We start from the raw sequence: 19,913 nt of genomic DNA, 5'->3' as shown, positions 1-19,913 counted from the left end.
GCAGCGCCGGCGCCGCTTTGCCCGCTTTTGCCAAGGCGCGTGCGCTAGTAGACATGATGCAGCAGGCTCAATATGGCCACCTGCATCCGCGCCAGCCCCCGGGCAACAGGCGTTTTCACCGGGGCCAGCTGCACGGTGGCCCGGGCGCCGGTAGGCGGCAGCTCCGGCGGCGGATGATCCAGCGCAAGATGGATACGCAGGCGCTGGGCGTCGCGCACCCAGCGGTCAGTGGTCGGAATATGGGCGAGGTTGCCATCAGGGGGCAGCTGGCCGTCACGCACGCCGGCATCGATAGAGGCCACCCGCGCCGGGTACGCCTCCCCGGGGCGGGCATCGAAGGCCACCCAGGCACGGTCGCCTTCGGCGACGTGAAGCAGGCTTTTTTCGCGAAAGTCCGCCACGATATCCAGCCGATCGCCGACGTTGGCCATCACCGGCACGCCGGCGCTGACGCTATCGCCGGCGTCCAGCTGCAGGTTGCTGATATAGCCGTCCTGGCTGGCACGCACAGCGGTGCGGCGCAGATCCAGCTTTGCCGTTGCCAGCGCGTTGCGCGCTTTACGCCGCTGCAGGTTGTCTTCGCCGCTTGCACCGCGCTGGACCTGTAGCGCGTGCACCTTGGCTTTGGCGGCGTTGACGGCGGCGTCGCCGGCCCGTGCGTCAGCGCTTGCCGCGTCGAACCGCCGGCGCGATACGCTGCCGCGCTCCACCAGCGCCTGCACCCGGCGGCGCTCGCGGTTTAACTCCTGGGTGAGTGCCTGCTGGCGGGCCAGGCTCGCTTTGGCCTCGGCCAGCGCGGCATCCAGCCCGGCGTTGTCCCGGCGCACCTGATCGAGTGCCAGCTTGGCTTTATCGACCGCCAGCGCAAACGGCTCCGGGTCAATGCGAAACAGCACCTCGCCACGGCGCACCCGCGTATTGTTGCGCACCGGCACCGCCACGACCTCACCGCTGACCTGGGGGGCGACGCGCACCACATCGCGCAGGGCACGCGCCTGGGGCGTGGCCGGCATATAGGTATCGGCGAACACAAAGTACACAAACATCACGACGAACAGCACGATCGCCGCGCGCACCCAGCGGGCGAAACGCTGCTCCGGGGACATGGCATTCTCTTAGCGTGGTCTAGCGGAAAGGCGGCACGGCCGGCAAAAGCGGCCGAGGTAAAAATTAGCCGGCTAAACATAGCATGAAGTAGCCGGCTGAATAAATGCGTTCCGCTGCCCCGCCTGCAGCGCCACGCCCCGGCGGGCCTGGCCGGCGGTGACTACACCTTTTTGACGAAGGCCGATTTCAGCTTCATCGGGCCCACCCCGTCAATCTTGCAATCGATGTCGTGATCCCCCGCCACCAAACGGATGTTCTTGACCTTGGTGCCGACCTTGACCACCGAGGAAGACCCCTTGATTTTCAAATCCTTGATAACCGTCACGCTGTCGCCGTCCTGCAGCATGTTGCCGTTGGCATCGCTGACCATGGGGGTATCGCTGTCGTCTTCCACCGCCCCGTCAACGACCCACTCATGGGCGCACTCGGGGCAGATCAAAAGCTGCTGATCGGCATAGGTATAGGTGGAGCCACACTGGGGGCAGGCAGGGTACTGACTCATGGTATGTCCTCAACAGATCGATAAAAAACACAGATGTTGCAGCGCCAGTCTAGCAAAAACCGCTGCCGGACGAGCCGGCACGTCTTGATACCTCAGCCGCGGCGGGCCCGGTCGCATCGCCCCGCGCTGCGGCGAGGCTTGCCGGTCGGGCGGCGTCGCGTAGAATTGACGGCGCTCTTTTCGTCCATTCTATTGAAGCCCTATGCACACCGACCGCCCCACCCTTGCGCTTGACGACGTGGTATACGTCATTGTGCCGCGTCTCAACCGGGCCCAGAAACTGGTCAATCAGACGCTGGACACCCTGATCCGCGACGCCGCCAGCAGCGCCGAGCTGGCCAAACGGCTGGAGCAGCGCCGCTGCTTTACGCTCGAACTCCAAGCGATCAACACCAACCTGGAGCATCTTCTGGCTCGCCACCGAGCCGATGTGCAAACGCTGTTGCAAAGCGGCGGCAGCAAAGGCGGCCGCCACGTTGCCCTTGACCCCATGGAAACCGATGCCGTCGAGCGCGCCAAGGAGATCTATCGTAAAGTGGTCGCCTTTCAAACCGGCCGGCGAGAAGTGCCCTTCTAGCCTTGCACCGGCCAACATGCCCCGCGTATTCAGCAGCGTTTATTCAACAAAAAGGAAACACACACTATGGCTCTTCCCGGTGCGCCCCGCAGCGCTCGCCGCTTTTCCGGTCTGCAAAGCAAAATACTCTCGCTTGTGCTGATTCCCTTGCTGCTGGTTACCGCTGTGCTGGTAGCCGCCTTTGCGCTGGGGCAGCAAGCCGCTACCCGGCAGGCGGTAGCCGAGCAGCGCAGCCAGCTGATTCAGGCGCGCAAAGACAAGGTCAAAAGCATTGTGGAAAGCACCTACAGTGCCATCCGCCCCATCGTCAATGACCGCACGCTAGGCCGGCAAGCCAAGCGCCAGCAAGTCTATCGGCTGCTGCAAAACGTACGCTTCGACGGCGACAACTACGTCTGGGCCTACGACTATGACGGCACCAGCACCGTACGCGGCGGCGATGCCGGCTTTGTGGGCACCAACCGCTACGACATGCAGGACCAGGACGGCACCTATATCGTGCAAGACCTGATCGAGACCGGGCGCAGCGGCGGCGGGTTTTATCGCTATCGCTGGGAGCACCCGCAAACCGGTGAAGTCGGGCCCAAACAGTCCTACATCATGAACATACCCGCGCTTGGCTGGGTCATGGGGGCCGGGGTATACACACACGACATCGAGCGCATCATGGCCGGCGTGCGCGCCGACGCCAACGACACCATGCAAAAGAGCATGTTCACCGCGGTGCTCGTCGCGCTGGGCCTGTTTCTCGCAGCCGCACTGACGGCCGCCTGGCTGGTGCGCCGGCTGGTCCGCCCGATCAACCGCACCGCAGAGGCCATGCGCGATATTGCCCAGGGGCGCGGCGATTTGACCCAGCGGCTGGAGGTCACCACCCGAGACGAAATCGGCGCGCTGGCCGAACAGTTCAACGCCTTTGTCACGCGGATGCAGCAAACCCTGCTGGACGTGCGCCGCAGCGTGTACCAAGTGCATCACGGCGCCAGCGAAATGGCCCAGGGCAGCGAAGAGCTGGCCACCCGCACCGAGCAGGCGGCCTCCAACCTGCAGCAAACCTCGTCTTCCATGGAAGAAATCACCTCAACGGTGAACCACAGCGCCGAGTCGGCGCAGCAGGCCAATCAGCTGGCCACCTCCACCGTGGCCGTGGCACGCCAGGGCGGCGAAGCCATGGACGAGGTCGAACAGAACATGGACAACCTCAGCGATTCAGCGGCGCGCATCAGCGAAATCATCACCATGATTGACGGCATCGCCTTTCAGACCAACATCCTCGCGCTCAACGCCTCGGTAGAGGCAGCCCGCGCCGGCGAGCACGGCCGCGGCTTTGCCGTGGTGGCAAGCGAGGTGCGCAATCTGGCCAGCCGCAGCGCCGAGGCCTCCAGCGAGATTCGCGATCTGATCAGCACCGCGGTCACCCACAGCCAGCACGGCAGCGAAGCCGTCAAGCGAGCCGGTGCGACCATCCGCGAGATTGTGCAAAGCGTCACCCAGGTCACCGACGTTATCGCTGAAATCAGCGCCGGCGCCAAGGAACAAAGCGCCGGCATCGGCCAGGTCAATACCGCCGTGACCGAGATGGATACCATGACCCAGCAAAACGCCTCCATGGTTCAGCAGACATCGAGCACGGCCGAGTCCATGCGCGACCAGGCCGCTCACCTAAGCGAGCTGGTGGACACCTTCGTGCTGGGCGACGACGACGCCAACCCCGTGCCGCACCGGCCGGCCGCCCCCTCGCCCGCCGCGCGCACCCGGCCGGCGCCGGCGCTTAGCCACAGCGCCCAGGACGACTGGGAAGAGTTCTGACGCGCGGCGGATAAACCCGGTGCTCAGGCAGGCCGTCGGAGGCGTTGCGCCCGTTTTATCCTCGACCAAAGGCGGCCTGCAGCGGCAATAAAACGCTACAGGGCCATGATAGGCTACGCGGCTGTGGTGATAATCCAACAGGGAGCTTTTTTATGGCGCACCAGGATGAACACGCCTCCCCGTCGGAGGGCATTCCCGCACCGGAGGGCCCTACCCGACTGATTGATACCGACTATCAGATCGGTCAAGACAATATCAGCGCCAGCCGCTTCGGGCTGGAGGTGGACCTGCACGGCAAGGTATTTTCGATCTCAGCGCTGGTCGTGCTGTTTTTCGTGATACTGACCCTTGCCCTGCAAGATCAGGTCGAGCCGATTTTTACCTTGATGCGCAACGGGCTGACCGACCACCTGTCGTGGTTTTTTCTGGCCAGCGCTGACGTTTTTGTCGTTCTCTGCCTGGGGCTGATTGTCTCGCCGCTGGGCAAGGTGCGCCTGGGCGGCCCCAAGGCCCGGCCAGACTTCAGCTTTCTGGGCTGGGTATCCATGCTGTTCGCTGCGGGCATGGGCATCGGGCTGATTTTCTACGGCGTGGCCGAGCCGGTGACGCACTTCTCCTCGTCCATGGGCGGGGTGAGCACCGGCGAGAACGGCCTGCGCACGGACTGGGCGCCTCTGGGCGGGGCCGAGGGCAACAGCGCCGCCGCCTCGTCGCTGGCCATGGCCGCCACCATCTACCACTGGGGCCTGCACCCCTGGGCGATTTACGCGGTCAGCGCCCTGGCGCTGGGGCTTTTTTCGTTCAACAAGGGCCTGCCGCTGACCATGCGCTCGGTGCTCTACCCGATGCTGGGCGAGCGCGTGTGGGGCTGGCCGGGCCACATCGTGGACATTCTGGCGGTGTTTGCCACCCTGTTCGGGCTGGCGACTTCGCTGGGTATCGGCGCTTCGCAAGCCACCGCCGGGCTTGGCTATCTGTTCGGCATCCCGGACAGCAACCTCACCATGGTGCTGCTGATTTCGGGTATCACCCTGGTCGCGCTGATTTCGGTGCTGGCCGGGGTCGACAAGGGCGTGCAGCGATTGTCTCAGCTCAACATGGTGCTGGCCTTTTTGCTTTTGCTGTTCGTCATTGCCGTCGGGCCGACCGTTGGCATCATCGGCGGATTTTTCGACAACCTCGGCGCGTATGTGCGCCATCTGCCGGCGCTGTCCAACCCGTTCAGCCGGGCGGACGCCAACTACAGCCAGGGATGGACGGCCTTTTACTGGGCCTGGTGGATCAGCGTGGCCCCGCTGGTGGGCATGTTCGTGGCGCGCATCAGCCGCGGGCGCAGCGTGCGCGAGTTCCTCATCGCGGTGCTGCTGGTGCCCTCGGTGATTTCCGCTATCTGGATGACGGCCTTTGGCAATACCGCGCTGGATCAGCTGATCACCCAGCAGTTTGACGCCCTGGCCGAGGCCGCCGTGGAGCTGCAGCTGTTTGTGATGTTCAGCCAGCTACCGCTGGCCTCGATCACTTCGTTTCTGGGCATTGTGCTGGTGATCGTGTTCTTTACCACCACCTCGGATTCGGGCTCGCTGGTCATCGACGCCATTACGGCCGGCGGCAAGATCGACGCCCCTCGGGTACAGCGGGTATTCTGGGTGGTGATTGAAGGCGCCATCGCCATTGCCCTGCTGCTGGGCGGCGGCCTCACGGCGCTGCAGGCCATGGTGATTTCCACCGGGCTGCCCTTTTCTCTGGTGCTGCTGGCGTGCTGCTACGCCGTGGTCAAAGGGCTGATGAGCGAGCCGCGCGACGCGCTTCCCGGTTAAGGCGGTGCAGCGCCGGTCGACCTGCCGGTCAAGCCGTGTTACGCTATATGCATAATTACGCCATTCGATGAATGGCGTTTTTTTTTCACTATTTTCCACACGCTCGCTTTTCTGTACCGATTGGCAAGCAGCTCCATCCTTCATCCGCGATTTTCAACGCAACCTCTCCTTCAACCTAAACGGTGTAATCTGCATGCCTAACTCATCCCCTAGCACGCCCGACAGGGCGTCCAACGACAAGGGTCTGCGCGCCCTTGGTGATCCGGTCGTGCTGATACTCAGCGTCGGCTTTATCGTCGCTTTCGTGCTGCTTTCGTTTTACGATCTTGACATGGTCGCCAACGGCGTCAGCACAGGTTTTGCCTGGACCGCCCATACGCTGGGCTCGTATTTCCAGTTTTTGCTGCTGGCAACGTTTTTCATCGCCATCGGCCTTGCGGTAACGCCGGCGGCGAAAGCCAAGATCGGCAACCTCAACGAGCCGGAAATGAGCACGTTCAAGTGGCTTTCCATCATCCTTTGCACGCTGCTGGCCGGCGGCGGGGTGTTTTTTGCCGCAGGCGAGCCGGTCTATCACTTTGTGGTCACCCCGCCGGCGTTCGATACCGAGCCGGGCACCCCGCAAGCCGTTTCCGGCGCGCTGGCCCAGGCGTTCACCCACTGGGGCTTTCTGGCCTGGGCGGTACTGGGCACGCTGGCCTCGATTGTGCTGGCACACTCGCACTACGTAAAAGGCCAGCCGCTGCAGCCGCGTACGCTTTTGTATCCGGTGCTGGGCAAGCGCCTTTTAAGCGGGCCGCTGGGCGGGGTGATCGATGCCCTGTGCGTGATCTCCATGGTGGCCGGCACCGTAGGCCCCATCGGCTTTCTGTCGACCCAGGTCAGCTTTGGCCTGCATGAGCTGTTCGGCGCGCCCAACAGCTACGTCACCCAGGTCGCCGTGCTGATTGCCCTGGGCTCGATCTATGTGATTTCGGCCATGACCGGTATCCACCGCGGCATCCAGATCCTCAGCCGCTTCAACGTCTTTCTGGCGCTGGCGATCGGCGCGGTGATTATCCTCTTTGGTCCGACGCTTTACTTCATCAATACCTATCTGTCCGGCGTGGGCGCCTACGCCACCAACTTCTTTGCCATGGCCACCACCACGGCCGATACCGCGCCGGACTGGTGGATGCAGTGGTGGACGGTATTCTTCTTTGCCTGGTTTATCGGCTATGCGCCGCTGATGGCGATCTTCGTTGCGCGCATTTCCCGCGGTCGCAGCATCCGCGAGATGATCATCGCCGTCGCCGTTATCGCACCGATTGCCACTACCGTGTGGTTTACGCTGCTGGGCGGCTCAGGCATCTACTATCAGCTGGAAGGGGTGATTGATCTGACCGAGGCGCTGAACAACTTCCAGTTTGACGTCGCCACGCTGACCGTGGCCCAGGCGCTGCCCGGCGGTACCTGGATGGCGCTGGCGATTCTGGTGTTGACCACCATCTTCGTTGCCACCACCGGGGATTCCATGAGCTACTCGATTGCCGTAGTCGGTGCCGGCCACGACGAGCCGAGCCCGAAAGTGCGCGCTTTCTGGGGTATTGCCATGGCGCTGATGGCGGGCATTCTGCTGGAAATGGGCGCCGGCCAGGTCGGTGCGCTGCAGCAGTTTATCGTGCTGGCAGCGGTACCGGTATCGGTGATTTTGCTGCCGACGCTGTGGAACGGCCCCAAGGCCGCCTACGCCATGGCCCGCGAGCAGGGCATTATCGACTAGGCCTTTGTTGTGCTGCTGTCGTCAACGCCAAGGGGCCGCTTTTAGCGGCCCCTTGGCGTTTTCAGTGGCAACTTCTGCGACGCCTTCAGGTGTCGTCCACCTCGTCTTCCGACGGCCGCAGATAATCGGCTCCCTTGCCCGACTGAATGCTTTGGCTGGGGTCGTCACGACGCCGGGGCCCGGTGCGCTCTACCACGCTGGAGTCAAGCACGCGGATATTGGCCGGCGCAGCGCTGCCGTCCTTGCGCTGCGCAAAGGACAGCGTGGTATGCGGGCGCGGCATCTCAATGCCGGCCTCATCAAAGCGCAGCTTGACCAGACGGTTGTAAGCGCGGCCCACCGCCCACTGATCGCCCGGCGTGGTCATGATCATCACGCGGATGTTGACCGAGCTGTCGTCAAGCGAGGTCACCCCGGCCACGGTCAGCTCTTCAAGCAGCTTAGGACCGTACTCATCGCTTGTCTGAAGGTCGTTGAAGGCCCGCTGCAGCGTCTCTACCGCATGGTCAATGCTGTCGTGATAGGAAATGCGGTATTCGCCGACGTGATAGGCAAAATCGCGCATGTAGTTGGCCACGGTATCCACGCTTGAAAACGGCACGATGTGATAGGTGCCGGACAGATCACGAATCCCTACCGAACGGATGCTGAAGCGCTCTGCCGTGCCGGTGACGCCGCCGGCAGACACAACGTCGCCGGTGTTCATGGCGTTTTCAATCTGAATGAACACGCCGGTGATCACATCCTGCACAAGCTTTTGCGCGCCAAAGCCGATCGCCAGCCCCAATACCCCGGCACCGGCAATCAGCGGGCCGATATTGATGCCGATTTCGGCCAGGACAATCATCCCCGTCATGGTGATCATGGTGATGATCAGCGCATTGCGAAACAGGCTCAAAAGCGTTCTGGCCCGAGCCGTGGGCTGGCCCTTGCCGGTGTCAGGATTGAGCTTGTGCTCGATCAGGCTGGCAAGGCCCAGCCATATCGCCAGCGCCACAGTGAGGATAATTGCTACGTGAATCAGCTTGCTGATCAGCACTACCCCTTGCTTGGAAGCGTACCAGGCGGCGATATCAAACAGATACCAGCCGTCGAGTATCGTCATGACCACCCCGATCAGGGTCAGCCCGCGCAGCACCAATAGCGCCATGGGCACGTAGCTGTTCAAGCGCTTTTCCAGCATGGGCAGCTTGCGATTGACCTCCGCGGACAGGCGAATGCGCCGGCCGATGGTCTGGGTGAGAAACGACGACACCAGCAGCCCTGCCACCACCGCCGCCAGGGTTTGCAGCGTGGCAAACAGCACAAACGGCAGCGCTTCCACCGGGCTCAACAGCGTAATGACGAACACCCCGGTAAAATACAGCAGCGCCAGCAAGTGCCAGGTACGTGCCAGCAGCTGCAAGGAAAGGCGGGTTGGCGCCAGAGTAGACCGGGCAGCGGTCGCGCTGATGCTTTTACGCAGGCGCAGGCGGTTTTTCAGCACCACCACAACCGCATAGATAAACGCCACAACGGTAATCAGCGTGCCCAGCGCACTGCCCAGCGAGGCGGCCAGATAATAGTTGACCAGCGGCACGGCCACCATCAGCCCGTAGCCGACCATGCCCACCAGCCGGGCAATCCAGCGGTTCCAGTAGGACGCCTCGGCGGCCGAAATAGGCAGCAGGCGAAGCCCCTCATAGCGCGAGGAAAACAGCATGCGCACCGCCGCCTTGATCAGCTCGATGACCAGAAAAGCGTTTAAAAAAAGCGAAGCCCGGGTCGACAGATCCCCCGTCTCGCCTACCGCAAAGGTCGCAATCAGGTTGCTCCCGACATAGGCCAGCGCGACAAGCAGCGCATCCACCAGCGCAGCCACCGCCACGCAGACGACCAGGCGCATCACCGGGGTGTAATCCCCCCGGCGGGACCAGGCGCTGATGCGACGAAACAGCGGCTTGGCCAGCCGGCGGCAGGCCGTGAACAGCAAAAAGGTGGCGGCGATCACCAGCCCCAGGTTGATCGCAGCGCGGATAAAGGCGGCGGTATCAAAGCGCCCGGCGCTTTGGCCGCTGAAAAGAGCGCCGCCAATTTCAACCAGCTGCTGAAAGTGGCGGCCCACGTCGCCGACAATACGGCTGGTGATCTCCGCTACCTGGCGCGGCAGAGAGACCTCTTCGGCGGCAATATCGCTGCCCGCGGCGGCCTCGGCCGGCAGGCTGTCAGGCAGCTCACGCGCCAGCGCGCTCTGGGGCAGCTCGCCGGCCTGATCGCGCAGAAGCTCAATGAGCTGGCGGCGGGATGTGTCGTTTTCCAGCAGGTTGGCAAGCGCGGTGTAGGTTGTCTCGCCGTTTTTGGCACCGGCCGCGCTGTCGGGGGTTTGCTGGGCCAGCGCCGGGGCGGCAAGCATCAGCACGGCCAGCAGCCATAGGCCGAGCCAGCCCCCGAGCTTGGGTAGCAGTCGTAATGGCGTCACACCGTTGTCTCCTTGGGTCAGATAAAAGCAAACAGGCTTTACAGCTTGTGCTGATGATCTTTGCTGTGCCCGGGAGAATCAAGCGATGCGCCATCCTTCAGACGCGCGCAACGTCTGGATTGGGCACCCGCCCGCCCAGCTGAGCGGTAATCTCAGCGGCGGTGTCCTGCACCAGAGCGCCAAGCTCGATCAGCCGCGCTTCGGGAATGCGCGCCATCGGGCCGGATACCGAAATGGCCGCCAAGGGCGTGGCGCGCTCGTCGTACACGCAGGCGGCAACGCAGTGCAGGCCGATGGCATGCTCTTCGCGATCACAGGCAAAGCCCTGGGCGCGAATGCGGGCCATTTCTTCTTTCAGCGCCGGGGCGGTGTACAGCGTGTTGTGCGTTACCCGAGTGAGCTCGCGCCCGGCCAGCAGCCGGGCGCGCTCGTCGTCGGGTATCCAGGCGAGCAGTGCCTTGCCCACACCCGAGGCATGAAGCGGTGCCCGTGAGCCCAGCCGGGTAATCATGCGCATCATCTGCGGGGATTCCTGCTGGGCGAGAAACACCGCGGTGGCGCCATCGCGAATACCGAGGTTGGCGGTTTCCCCGGTGATGCGGGTCAGCTGGCGCAGGTAGGGGCGGCCGGTGGCAATCACATCGCGCGCTTCCAGAAAGCTGTTGCCAATGCGAAACGCCTTGACATCGATGCGCCACAGGCCCTGCTCGTTTTCCTGGGTGACAAAGCCCTGGCTTTGCAGCGCCTGTAGCAGGCGGTGAGCGGTGGACGGCGCCAGCCCCGCCATATCGGCAAGCTCTGACAGCGAAAGCCCCTGGGGGCTGGCCGAAATCTGCTCCATCAGCTTGAGACCACGCACCAGCGACTGGCTATGGCCGCCGCTGGTTTTGGCTGTGCCGGCCGGCCGGCCAGCGGTTCGGCGCTTTACCTCAGTCACCCGAGTTCCTCCTCAATCCTGGTTGGGCAAACGCGATGGCCAAACGCCATGCGCAAAGGCGGTCAGGGTAGCGTACATCGGCCGCCGCTGTCGCCATTATGGAAATAATTTCCACAAAAGTTGCAGCAGCGGGCGGCGTCAGCAGGCGCCACTCAGCGGTCCGCGTCTGCCGGCACGTCACGCTTGCCGGCACGGAAATCCCGCGGATGGCGACCTATGGGATGGGGCTCACCCCGGGCACGGGCCAGCGCAATCTGGCGCTGGCGCTCCCGGGCGCTGGCGCGGGTTTTCTCGGGCAGTGCATCTATGCAGTGCGGGCAGCTAACGCCGGGCTCATAGGCGGGATCGCGCATGTCCTCAGCGGAGATCGGCCGGCGGCAGGCGTGGCACTGCTCAAACTCGCCTTCGGAGAGGTCATGGCGCACGGTGACGCGGTTGTCAAAGACAAAGCATTCGCCCTGCCACAGCGAATCGTTTTCGGGCACTTTTTCCAGGTAGTTGAGCACCCCGCCCTTGAGGTGAAACACCTCGTCAAAGCCTTCCTTGAGCATAAAGCTTGAAGCTTTTTCGCAGCGAATGCCGCCGGTGCAAAACATCGCGACTTTTTTGTGTTTCGCCGGGTCGTAGTGGCGGCGCACGTAGTCGGGGAACTCGCGGAACGTGGCGGTCTGGGGGTCCATCGCGCCCTTGAAGCTGCCGATTTCAACCTCGTAGTCGTTACGGGTATCGATCACCAGCACTTCCGGATCGCGGATAACGTCGTTCCAGTCTTCGGGCTCGACGTAGGTGCCCACGGTATCGTTGGGGTCGATGCCGTCAACGCCCATGGTCACGATCTCGCGCTTGAGCTTGACCTTGGTGCGATAAAACGGCGGCGCGTCGCAGTGCGACTCCTTGTGGTCGATATCGGCCAGACGCGAATCGGCGGCAAGCCAGGCAAGCAGCGCGTCAATGCCTTCACGGCTGCCGGCCACGGTGCCGTTGATGCCTTCGCGCGCCAGCAGCAGCGTGCCTTTCACGCCGTTGTCCAGCATCGCCTGGCGCAGCGGCTCGCGCAGGGCTTCGAAATCGTCAAGGGTGACAAACTTGTACAGCGCAGCGACGACGGTCGGCGCTGCGCTGGAGGCAGAGACGGGGGAAATAGAGGCGGTCATGGAGGCTCCTGGGGTTCGCCCGCGTAAAGGGCGGCCCGGGTCAGTAAAATGGCTCAACGAACATAGCGTCAAAACCGCGCATTTTACCCCAGCGTCGCCACGGCGACCAGCCAACGCCGGCCGCCGGTTGGCGCTCTTCAAGGCACCGAGTGCGCCTTACGGCGCGTAGAGCACGCGCACTTTCAGGGTGTTTTCTACCTTGCGCAAAGCTTCCAGGGCGGCCTGGCTGTAGGCCTTGTTCACATCCATGACCACATAGCCCACGGTTTCGTTGGTCTGCAGGTACTGGCCGGCAATGTTGATGCCGTTTTCCGACATCACGCGGTTGATCTCCGACATGACACCCGGCACGTTGTGGTGGATGTGCAGCAGGCGATGGCGCTCCGGGTGGGCCGGCAGCGCCACTTCCGGAAAGTTCACCGAGGTGACGGTGGTGCCGTTGTCGGAGTAGGTGACCAGCTTTTCGGCCACTTCCACGCCGATGTTTTCCTGGGCTTCCAGGGTGGAGCCACCGATGTGCGGGGTAAGAATGACGTTTTCCAAACCGCGCAGCGGGCTGTGAAATTCCTCATCGTTGCTTTTGGGCTCTACCGGAAACACATCCACCGCTGCACCGTGCAGCCTGCCTGCCTTGAGCGCCTCGGCCAGCGGCTCGATCTCAACCACGCTGCCGCGCGAGGCGTTGATGAAAATCGCCCCGGGCTTGAGCGTGGCGATTTCACGCTCGCCGATCATCCAGCGGGTAGAGGGCACATCCGGCACGTGCAGGCTGACGACATCGGCACGGCGCAGCAGCTCATCCAGGCTTGCCACCTGGGTGGCGTTGCCCATGCCCAGCTTGGCGACGACGTCGTAATACAGCACCTTAAAGCCCGTCGACTCGGCCAGCACGGAAAGCTGCGCGCCGATATTGCCGTAGCCGACAATGCCCAGGGTCTTGCCGCGCGCTTCGTGGGCGTTTTTCGCCGACTTTAACCAGCCGCCTTCGTGGGCCCGTGCGGTTTTCAGCGGAATGCCGCGCAGCAGCATGATGGCCTCGGCCAGCACCAGCTCGGCCACCGAGCGGGTGTTGGAATACGGCGCGTTGAACACCGCAATCCCGCGCTTGAGCGCCGCATCAAGATCGACCTGGTTGGTGCCGATACAAAAACAGCCCACGCCGACGAGTTTTTCCGCGGCGGCAAACACGCGCTCGTTGAGCTGAGTGCGCGAGCGCAGCCCGACAAAATGCACGTCGCGAATTTTTTCAATCAGCGCGGCTTCGTCAAGCGATGTCGGCAGGTGCTCAATGTTGGTATAACCGGCATTATGGAACGTATCCACTGCGCTCTGGTGAACCCCCTCGAGCAGCAGGATCTTGATCTTGCTCTTGTCCAGGGACGTTTTAGCCATGGCGGAATCAACCTCTATAAACGGCGCGCGCCGCGTATCAATCGGTGAACAAGCACGGGAAAGTGCATGGAGAAAGGCGTCTATCGTAGCACAGCGCACCGCTCGGGCGGGCCGGGGCAGATGAAAAGTGCGCCTTCCGGCCATGAAGCCGGCGCATATTCGCCCGGCCGGGCAGACGCGCCCCCGGGTGGTCGGTGTATACTTCTGCCTTGTCCGTCGGTTTTATGTTTTGTTCCATGTTGACGCAGCAGGCTTTTACCCATGAGTGATACATCCACGCCGGCGCCGGACTTCGCCACCACGGTGGAGCAGCTGGAAACGCTGGTCGAGCGGCTGGAGTCCGGCACGCTGTCGCTTGAAGACGCTCTCGCCGCGTTTGAACAGGGCGTGGGCCTGGCCCGCCAGGCGCAGCAACGCCTGGACGATGCCCAGCTCAAGGTGCGCGCCCTGGGCGAAGACGGCGCCGGCGGGCTTGCCGTCACGCCGTTTTCGCCGTCGCAAAGCAGCGCCGACGCGGATAACGACCCATCGAGTGAGGAGACCCCGCCATGGTAGCCGTTCACGCCGCAACGCTTGACGCGCGCCGCCAAGCCAGCATTGCCCGCGTGGAAGCTACGCTCGCCGCGCTGTTCGATGCCCGCCCGGCCGCCTCGCCCCGGCTTGAAGCGGCCATGCGCCACGGCCTGCTGGGAGGCGGCAAGCGCCTGCGGCCGCTTCTGGTGTATCTCGCCGGCCGGGCGCTGGGCGCTGACGACGCCGCCCTTGACGCCCCGGCGGCAGCGGTAGAGCTGATCCATGCCTACTCGCTGATTCATGACGACCTGCCGGCCATGGACGATGACGCTATGCGCCGGGGCCAGCCCACGGTGCACCGAGCCTTTGACGAGGCCACCGCGATTCTTGCCGGCGATGCCCTGCAGGCGCTGGCCTTTGAGCTCATCGCCGCCGATGATCATCCGCGTCTGGGCGCTATGATCCGCGCTCTGGCCGGCGCCTCCGGGCGTAACGGCATGGTTGCCGGCCAAGCGCTGGACATGGCCGCCGTGGGCCAGCCCGCCGACGCCGCCGCGCTTGCCACCATGCACGCGCACAAAACCGGCGCGCTGATCGAAGCCTCGGTGCGCCTGGGCGGGCTTGCCGCCGTGGACGAAAACGACCCGCGCCTTGAGGCGCTTGAGCGCTACGCCCGGGCCATCGGCCTTGCGTTTCAGGTGCACGACGACGTGCTTGACGTCATCGGCGACAGCACCACTCTGGGCAAGATCACCGGCGCCGATGCCGTTCGGCACAAGCCCACCTACCCCGGCCTGCTGGGGCTGGACGCCGCCCGAGGCAAGGCCCGCGCGCTGATCGACGACGCCATCGCCGCCCTGGCACCGCTGGGCGAGCCGGCCGCCCCGCTTGCCGACCTTGCCCACTACATCATCGAGCGCGACCATTAGGCCATGTCCATGAAGCGATTATTTACAGAGCTGTCGTTTACGAAGCTGTCGTTTACGAAGCTATCGTTCACAACGCTGTCGTTCACAAAACGGTCGTTCACGAAACGGTCGCCCACAAAGTTATGCCCATGAAGCTGTTCGACGAGATCCCCCGCGAGCGCCCGGCCACGCCGCTGCTCGATACCTTTGACCATCCCGCGGCGCTGCGCGCGATGTCGCCGGATCAGCTGACACGGCTGGCCGACGAGCTGCGCGCCTACCTGCTCTACAGCGTCGGCGTTTCCGGCGGCCACTTCGGTGCAGGGCTTGGCGTGGTTGAGCTCAGCGTGGCGCTGCATCACGTCTATCACACGCCCCACGATCGGCTGGTGTGGGACGTGGGCCATCAGGCCTACCCGCACAAGGTGCTCACCGGCCGGCGCGAGGCCATGCTCAGCATCCGCCGCTACGGCGGACTGGCGGCGTTTCCCCGCCGGGCCGAGTCCGAGTACGACACCTTCGGCGTGGGCCATTCCAGCACCTCGATTTCCGCCGCGCTGGGCATGGCCCTGGCGGCGCGCGCCAAGGGCGAAGCGCGCAAGGTCTGCGCCATCATCGGCGACGGCGCGCTCACCGCCGGCATGGCGTTTGAAGCGCTGGCCCACGCCGGCCACGTCAACGCCAACATGCTGGTGATTCTCAACGACAACGAAATGTCGATTTCAGAAAACGTCGGCGGCATGGCCACCTATCTGGCACGGATATTTTCCAGCCCGCCGTATTTGAAAATGCGCGAAGAAAGCAAAAAGGTGCTGTCGCATCTGCCCGGCGCGCTGCAAATCGCCAAGCGCACCGAAGAGCACATGAAAGGCATGGTCAGCCCCGCCACGCTGTTTGAAGAAATGGGCTTTAGCTACACAGGCCCCGTAGACGGCCACGATCTGGCAGCGCTGACCCGCACCGTCGACGCCCTCTCCCGGGCCGAAGGGCCGCAGTTTCTCCACATCAAGACCTGCAAGGGCAAGGGCTTTCTGCCCGCCGAGGCCGACCCCATCGGCTATCACGCCATTACCAAGCTGGAAAAGCCCGGCGATGCCGGCAAAGCGCCCGCCAGGCCCGCCCCGCCGGCACCGGCCAAGCGCAAGTACTGCGCGGTGTTCGGCGAGTGGCTGTGCGACATGGCCGCCGCCGATCCGCGTTTGATCGGCATTACCCCGGCCATGCGCGAAGGCTCCGACCTGGTGCGCTTTTCCCAGGAATACCCCGAGCGCTACTTCGACGTGGCGATCGCCGAGCAGCACGCGGTAACGCTGGCCGCCGGCATGGCCTGCGAGGCGGCCAAGCCCGTGGTGGCGATCTACTCGACATTTCTACAGCGCGGCTACGACCAGCTGATTCACGACGTAGCGGTGCAGGCGCTGGACGTGACCTTCGCCATCGACCGCGCCGGGCTCGTTGGCGAAGACGGCCCTACCCACCACGGCAGCATGGATCTTTCGTATTTGCGCTGCGTGCCGGGCATGGTGATTCTGGCCCCGGCCGACGAGGCCGAATGCCGCGCCATGCTGAGTGCGGCCTATCACCACCCGGGGCCGGCGGCGGTACGCTACCCCCGCGGCACCGGCCCCGGCGTAGCCGTCGCCGACAATCTGGAACCGCTGGAGATCGGCCGGGCCGAGCTGCGTCGTACGGCCGGTGGCAGCGCCGAGCCGCGCGTTGCCCTGCTGGCCTTTGGCAGCATGAACGGCCCGGTCGCCCAGGTAGCCGGGGCACTGGACGCCACGCACCTCAACATGCGCTCGGTCTGCCCGCTGGACCGCGACGCGGTGCTTGACGCCGCCGCCGAGCACGATCTGCTGGTCACCGTAGAAGAAAACGTGGTAGCCGGCGGGGCCGGCAGTGCGGTCAGCGAGCTTCTTGCCGCCGAGCACGTAGCCGCCGAGGTGCTGCACCTGGGCCTGCCCAACGCCTTTGTTGAACACGGCACCCCGGCCGAGCTTTTGGCCGACTGCGGACTGGATGCCCCGGGCATCGAACGTGCCGTGCGCCGGCGCCTGGCCGCCCGGGCGTAAGCGCATGGCGTACTCGCCGCGCTCACCGAACGTACTCAGCGCTGCTTTTTTATTCACTGCTTACTTGCAAGAGAGACGCCATGTTGATTCTTACGCTAATCGGCGCCTTCATCGGCTACCAGTTCGGCGGCTTTATCGGCCTGCTGATCGGCGGCGGGGCAGGCTACTGGCTGGCCAGGCGCCTGCGCCGGAAAATGGTCGAAAAGCTGCTGGGTACCCAGCAGCAGTTTTTGTCATCCATCTTTGCGGTGATGGGCTGTCTGTGCAAAGCCGACGGGCGGGTCTCCGAAAACGAGCTGGAAGCCTCGCGCCAGCTATGGGACAAGCTGCGCCTGAACGAAGCGCAGCGAGCCCGGGCGCGCACCGACTTCAACCGCGGCAAAAGCGCGGACTTTGACCTGGACGCCGAGCTTGCCCGAGTGCGCCAGATGGCCAGCAGCCAGCCGGCGCTGCGCCAGCTGTTTTTGCAGGTGCAGCTTACCGCCGTGGCCGCCGACGGCGAGCTGCATCCGGCCGAACGCGACATGATCATGCGCGTGGTGCGCGGACTTGGCTGCAGCGAAGCGGAAATCGCACAGGTCGAGGCCATGCTGCGCGGCGGCGCCCACACAGCGGCCAACGAGGGGCCATCGCTTGAAGATTCCTATCAGGTATTAGGCGTTTCAGAAAACGCAAGCGACGCGGAGGTGAAAAAAGCCTATCGCAAGCTGATGAGCGACAACCACCCCGACAAGCTCGCCGCCAAGGGCCTGCCCGAGAGCATGCGCGAAGTGGCCAAGGAGCGCACAGCGGAAATCGGCAACGCCTACGAGCAGATTCAAAAGGCCCGGGGCAACAAGTAAGCCGCCCCGTCATGCATCGCTCAGCTTTTGCGCTCTACGTCTACCCGGTTGACGGGCGTAAAATCCCCCAGCGCCATCATGTGGCCGAGCTTTCCGGCCTTGGTGGCCAAGTAGCCTTCGTTGTGCGGGTTGATCCCGGTCGTCAGCGGCACGCGCTGGGTGACGTTAACGCCGTCCCGGGTCAGCGCATCGACCTTGCGCGGGTTGTTGGTCATCAGCCTGAGAGCCTGGACGCCCAGGTGATCGAGCATCGGCACGCAGAGATCATAGCGGCGCATGTCGGCACCAAAGCCCAGGCGCTCGTTGGCCTCAACGGTGTCGGCACCGTTATCCTGCAGGTGGTAGGCGCGAATCTTGTTCAAAAGGCCGATGCCGCGGCCTTCCTGGCGCAGGTATAAAAGCACCCCGCGGCCCTCGCCGGCGATGCGCTTAAGCGCCTCCTGCAGCTGGTAGCCGCAGTCGCAGCGCATGGAAAACAGCGCATCGCCGGTCAGGCACTCGGAATGCACCCGGCCAAGTACCGGCGCCTCGCCGCTGACATCGCCCAGCGTCAGGGCCACGTGGTCTTTGCCGGTGGCTTCATCCTCGAAGCCGTGCAGGGTAAATGTTGCCCAGGGGGTGGGCAGCCGGGATGCGGCAATGAAGCGAATTGTCACAGGTTACCTCGATAATCGGACACCCTTGCGGATCCAGCGTTGCGGATACGGTGCGCAGGTGCGCTTTCCGGGTTTTAACAGCGTTTTCACCGCCGCTCGCCGCGGCAGCACCGCCGGCGCAGGACAGGTATAATCAGGGCGGCATCTGCCGGGCGCATGACCCTACGGGCGCCGGATGGTGACAGACAAGTTTAGCAAAACACCTTCCATGCCATACAATCCATTTTACACCCTTGGCATGCCTATCAGGCAGGCTATTTTTCAAGAGCTTGTATTCTATGACTTCAGCATCTGTGGCATCCGCTTCACCGCTACACAACGACCGCTTTTTGCGGGCGCTTGCGCGCCAGCCGGTGGACCGCACCCCGGTATGGATGATGCGCCAGGCCGGCCGCTACCTGCCCGAGTATCGCGAAAAGCGCGCCGTGGCGGGCAGCTTTATGGATCTGTGCCGCAATCGGGATCTGGCCTGCGAGGTTACGCTGCAGCCGCTGGAGCGCTACCCGCTGGACGCGGCCATCCTGTTTTCGGACATTCTCACCATCCCCGACGCCATGGATCTGGGGCTTTACTTCGTCACCGGCGAGGGGCCCAAGTTCAAAAAAACCGTGCGCACCCCTGAAGAAGTCGAGGCGCTGAAGGTGCCCGACGCCGAGCGCGACCTGGACTACGTAATGCGCGCGGTGTCCACCATTCGCGGCGAGCTCAACGGCCGGGTGCCGCTGATCGGCTTTTCCGGCAGCCCCTGGACGCTGGCCACCTACATGGTGGAAGGCGGCTCGAGCAAAGACTTCCGCCACGTCAAGTCAATGCTTTATGACACGCCGGACGCCATGCACCAGCTGCTCGACAAGCTCGCCCACGCGGTTACCGACTACCTCAACGCCCAGATCCGCGCCGGCGCCCAGGCGGTGCAGATTTTCGACACCTGGGGCGGGGCGCTGTCCACGCCGGCCTATCTGGAGTTTTCGCTGCGCTACATGGAGCAGATCATCTCGGGGCTGATCCGCGAACACGACGGTCGAAAAGTGCCGGTGATCGTGTTTACCAAAAACGGCGGCCAGTGGCTTGAGCATATCGCAGCCGTCGGCGCCGACGGCGTGGGCCTTGACTGGTCCACCGAGATGTCCGACGCGCGCGCTCGGGTAGGCCACCGGGTGGCGCTGCAGGGCAATCTTGATCCCAACGTGCTGTTCGCCCGCCCCAGCGCCATTCGCGCCGAGGTCGCGCGCATTCTGGAAAGCTACGGCGAGGGCCCGGGCCACGTGTTCAACCTGGGCCACGGCGTCAGCCAGTTCACCGACCCGGATCACGTCGGCGCCTTCATCGACGCGCTGCACGAGCTGAGCCCGCAATACCATCGCGGCATTCCGGCCCGGCAAAACACCTGATCCACCGGCTGCGCAC

16 protein-coding genes are annotated in these 19,913 nt (G+C 63.9%); 9 read left to right on the top strand and 7 right to left on the bottom strand.

The window, feature by feature from the left end; genetic code table 11:
* Nucleotides 1–44: 44 nt before the first annotated feature.
* Nucleotides 45–1,106, bottom strand: coding sequence for an HlyD family secretion protein (locus ACZ415_RS05510; protein WP_344704862.1), 1,062 nt, complete (start codon nt 1,104–1,106; stop codon nt 45–47).
* 161 nt (nt 1,107–1,267) lie between these two features.
* A complete protein-coding gene (locus tag ACZ415_RS05505) occupies nt 1,268–1,609 on the bottom strand; it encodes a zinc ribbon domain-containing protein YjdM (RefSeq protein WP_344704861.1) in 342 nt (113 codons plus the stop codon).
* Between the two features lie 202 nt (nt 1,610–1,811).
* On the opposite strand from ACZ415_RS05505, the gene ACZ415_RS05500 reads away from it, so the two are divergent.
* The 4 genes from ACZ415_RS05500 to ACZ415_RS05485 all read left to right on the top strand — a co-directional run bounded on the left by ACZ415_RS05500 (nt 1,812) and on the right by ACZ415_RS05485 (nt 7,574).
* Nucleotides 1,812–2,186, top strand: coding sequence for a hypothetical protein (locus tag ACZ415_RS05500; protein ID WP_344704860.1), 375 nt, complete (start codon nt 1,812–1,814; stop codon nt 2,184–2,186).
* A gap of 66 nt (nt 2,187–2,252) precedes the next feature.
* A complete protein-coding gene (locus ACZ415_RS05495; protein ID WP_344704859.1) occupies nt 2,253–3,995 on the top strand; it encodes a methyl-accepting chemotaxis protein in 1,743 nt (580 codons plus the stop codon).
* Nucleotides 3,996–4,147: 152 nt separating this feature from the next.
* The gene (locus ACZ415_RS05490) at nt 4,148–5,812 is read left to right on the top strand and encodes a BCCT family transporter (protein WP_344704858.1); all 1,665 of its coding nucleotides are present in this window, start codon (nt 4,148–4,150) and stop codon (nt 5,810–5,812) included.
* A gap of 193 nt (nt 5,813–6,005) precedes the next feature.
* Nucleotides 6,006–7,574 (top strand): BCCT family transporter, encoded by a 1,569-nt coding sequence (locus ACZ415_RS05485; protein ID WP_344704857.1) that lies wholly within the window; start codon nt 6,006–6,008, stop codon nt 7,572–7,574.
* An 85-nt stretch (nt 7,575–7,659) separates the two neighbouring features.
* Here the strand turns inward: ACZ415_RS05485 and ACZ415_RS05480 are convergent, their stop codons facing one another.
* The 4 genes from ACZ415_RS05480 to serA all read right to left on the bottom strand — a co-directional run bounded on the left by ACZ415_RS05480 (nt 7,660) and on the right by serA (nt 13,515).
* Complete coding sequence (locus ACZ415_RS05480; RefSeq protein WP_344704856.1) at nt 7,660–10,032, bottom strand: mechanosensitive ion channel domain-containing protein; 2,373 nt, start codon at nt 10,030–10,032, stop codon at nt 7,660–7,662.
* Between the two features lie 97 nt (nt 10,033–10,129).
* Nucleotides 10,130–10,969 carry an IclR family transcriptional regulator gene (locus tag ACZ415_RS05475; RefSeq protein ID WP_344704855.1) on the bottom strand — a complete coding sequence of 280 codons (840 nt, stop codon included), beginning with the start codon at nt 10,967–10,969 and terminating at the stop codon, nt 10,130–10,132.
* A gap of 152 nt (nt 10,970–11,121) precedes the next feature.
* Complete coding sequence (gene trhO, locus ACZ415_RS05470; RefSeq protein ID WP_344704854.1) at nt 11,122–12,123, bottom strand: oxygen-dependent tRNA uridine(34) hydroxylase TrhO; 1,002 nt, start codon at nt 12,121–12,123, stop codon at nt 11,122–11,124.
* Nucleotides 12,124–12,279: 156 nt separating this feature from the next.
* Nucleotides 12,280–13,515, bottom strand: a complete 1,236-nt coding sequence (gene serA / locus ACZ415_RS05465) for a phosphoglycerate dehydrogenase (RefSeq protein WP_344704853.1) — start codon at nt 13,513–13,515, stop codon at nt 12,280–12,282.
* Between the two features lie 261 nt (nt 13,516–13,776).
* On the opposite strand from serA, the gene xseB reads away from it, so the two are divergent.
* The 4 genes from xseB (at nt 13,777) to djlA (ending at nt 17,850) form a co-directional block, all read left to right on the top strand.
* Nucleotides 13,777–14,070, top strand: a complete 294-nt coding sequence (gene xseB, locus ACZ415_RS05460) for an exodeoxyribonuclease VII small subunit (RefSeq protein ID WP_344704852.1) — start codon at nt 13,777–13,779, stop codon at nt 14,068–14,070.
* Nucleotides 14,064–14,957 carry a farnesyl diphosphate synthase gene (locus ACZ415_RS05455; protein WP_344704851.1) on the top strand — a complete coding sequence of 298 codons (894 nt, stop codon included), beginning with the start codon at nt 14,064–14,066 and terminating at the stop codon, nt 14,955–14,957. Before xseB ends, ACZ415_RS05455 begins: the two co-directional genes overlap by 7 nt.
* Nucleotides 14,958–15,085: 128 nt before the next feature.
* On the top strand, nt 15,086–17,008 hold the full coding sequence (dxs, locus tag ACZ415_RS05450; RefSeq protein WP_425552763.1) for a 1-deoxy-D-xylulose-5-phosphate synthase: 1,923 nt from the start codon (nt 15,086–15,088) through the stop codon (nt 17,006–17,008).
* Nucleotides 17,009–17,088: 80 nt separating this feature from the next.
* Nucleotides 17,089–17,850 carry a co-chaperone DjlA gene (djlA, locus tag ACZ415_RS05445; RefSeq protein WP_344704849.1) on the top strand — a complete coding sequence of 254 codons (762 nt, stop codon included), beginning with the start codon at nt 17,089–17,091 and terminating at the stop codon, nt 17,848–17,850.
* Between the two features lie 20 nt (nt 17,851–17,870).
* On the opposite strand, the gene ribA is transcribed toward djlA, so the two are convergent.
* Nucleotides 17,871–18,506, bottom strand: a complete 636-nt coding sequence (gene ribA / locus ACZ415_RS05440) for a GTP cyclohydrolase II (RefSeq protein WP_344704848.1) — start codon at nt 18,504–18,506, stop codon at nt 17,871–17,873.
* A gap of 278 nt (nt 18,507–18,784) precedes the next feature.
* On the opposite strand from ribA, the gene hemE reads away from it, so the two are divergent.
* A complete protein-coding gene (gene hemE / locus ACZ415_RS05435) occupies nt 18,785–19,897 on the top strand; it encodes a uroporphyrinogen decarboxylase (protein WP_344704847.1) in 1,113 nt (370 codons plus the stop codon).
* Nucleotides 19,898–19,913: the final 16 nt, after the last annotated feature.

The organism is Halomonas cibimaris (assembly GCF_055379665.1).
The sequence above is the reverse complement of the archived record's forward strand: the minus strand, read 5'-3'. Positions and strand labels throughout refer to the sequence as shown.

Excerpts from the sequence above, each read along its gene's own strand:
- ACZ415_RS05510 (WP_344704862.1), bottom strand. The coding sequence starts at position 1,106 with ATGTCCCCGGAGCAGCGTTTCGCCCGCTGGGTGCGCGCGGCGATCGTG.
- ACZ415_RS05505 (WP_344704861.1), bottom strand. The coding sequence starts at position 1,609 with ATGAGTCAGTACCCTGCCTGCCCCCAGTGTGGCTCCACCTATACCTAT.
- ACZ415_RS05500 (WP_344704860.1), top strand. The coding sequence starts at position 1,812 with ATGCACACCGACCGCCCCACCCTTGCGCTTGACGACGTGGTATACGTC.
- ACZ415_RS05495 (WP_344704859.1), top strand. The coding sequence starts at position 2,253 with ATGGCTCTTCCCGGTGCGCCCCGCAGCGCTCGCCGCTTTTCCGGTCTG.
- ACZ415_RS05490 (WP_344704858.1), top strand. The coding sequence starts at position 4,148 with ATGGCGCACCAGGATGAACACGCCTCCCCGTCGGAGGGCATTCCCGCA.
- ACZ415_RS05485 (WP_344704857.1), top strand. The coding sequence starts at position 6,006 with ATGCCTAACTCATCCCCTAGCACGCCCGACAGGGCGTCCAACGACAAG.
- trhO (WP_344704854.1), bottom strand. The coding sequence starts at position 12,123 with ATGACCGCCTCTATTTCCCCCGTCTCTGCCTCCAGCGCAGCGCCGACC.
- serA (WP_344704853.1), bottom strand. The coding sequence starts at position 13,515 with ATGGCTAAAACGTCCCTGGACAAGAGCAAGATCAAGATCCTGCTGCTC.
- xseB (WP_344704852.1), top strand. The coding sequence starts at position 13,777 with ATGAGTGATACATCCACGCCGGCGCCGGACTTCGCCACCACGGTGGAG.
- ACZ415_RS05455 (WP_344704851.1), top strand. The coding sequence starts at position 14,064 with ATGGTAGCCGTTCACGCCGCAACGCTTGACGCGCGCCGCCAAGCCAGC.
- dxs (WP_425552763.1), top strand. The coding sequence starts at position 15,086 with ATGAAGCTGTTCGACGAGATCCCCCGCGAGCGCCCGGCCACGCCGCTG.
- djlA (WP_344704849.1), top strand. The coding sequence starts at position 17,089 with ATGTTGATTCTTACGCTAATCGGCGCCTTCATCGGCTACCAGTTCGGC.
- hemE (WP_344704847.1), top strand. The coding sequence starts at position 18,785 with ATGACTTCAGCATCTGTGGCATCCGCTTCACCGCTACACAACGACCGC.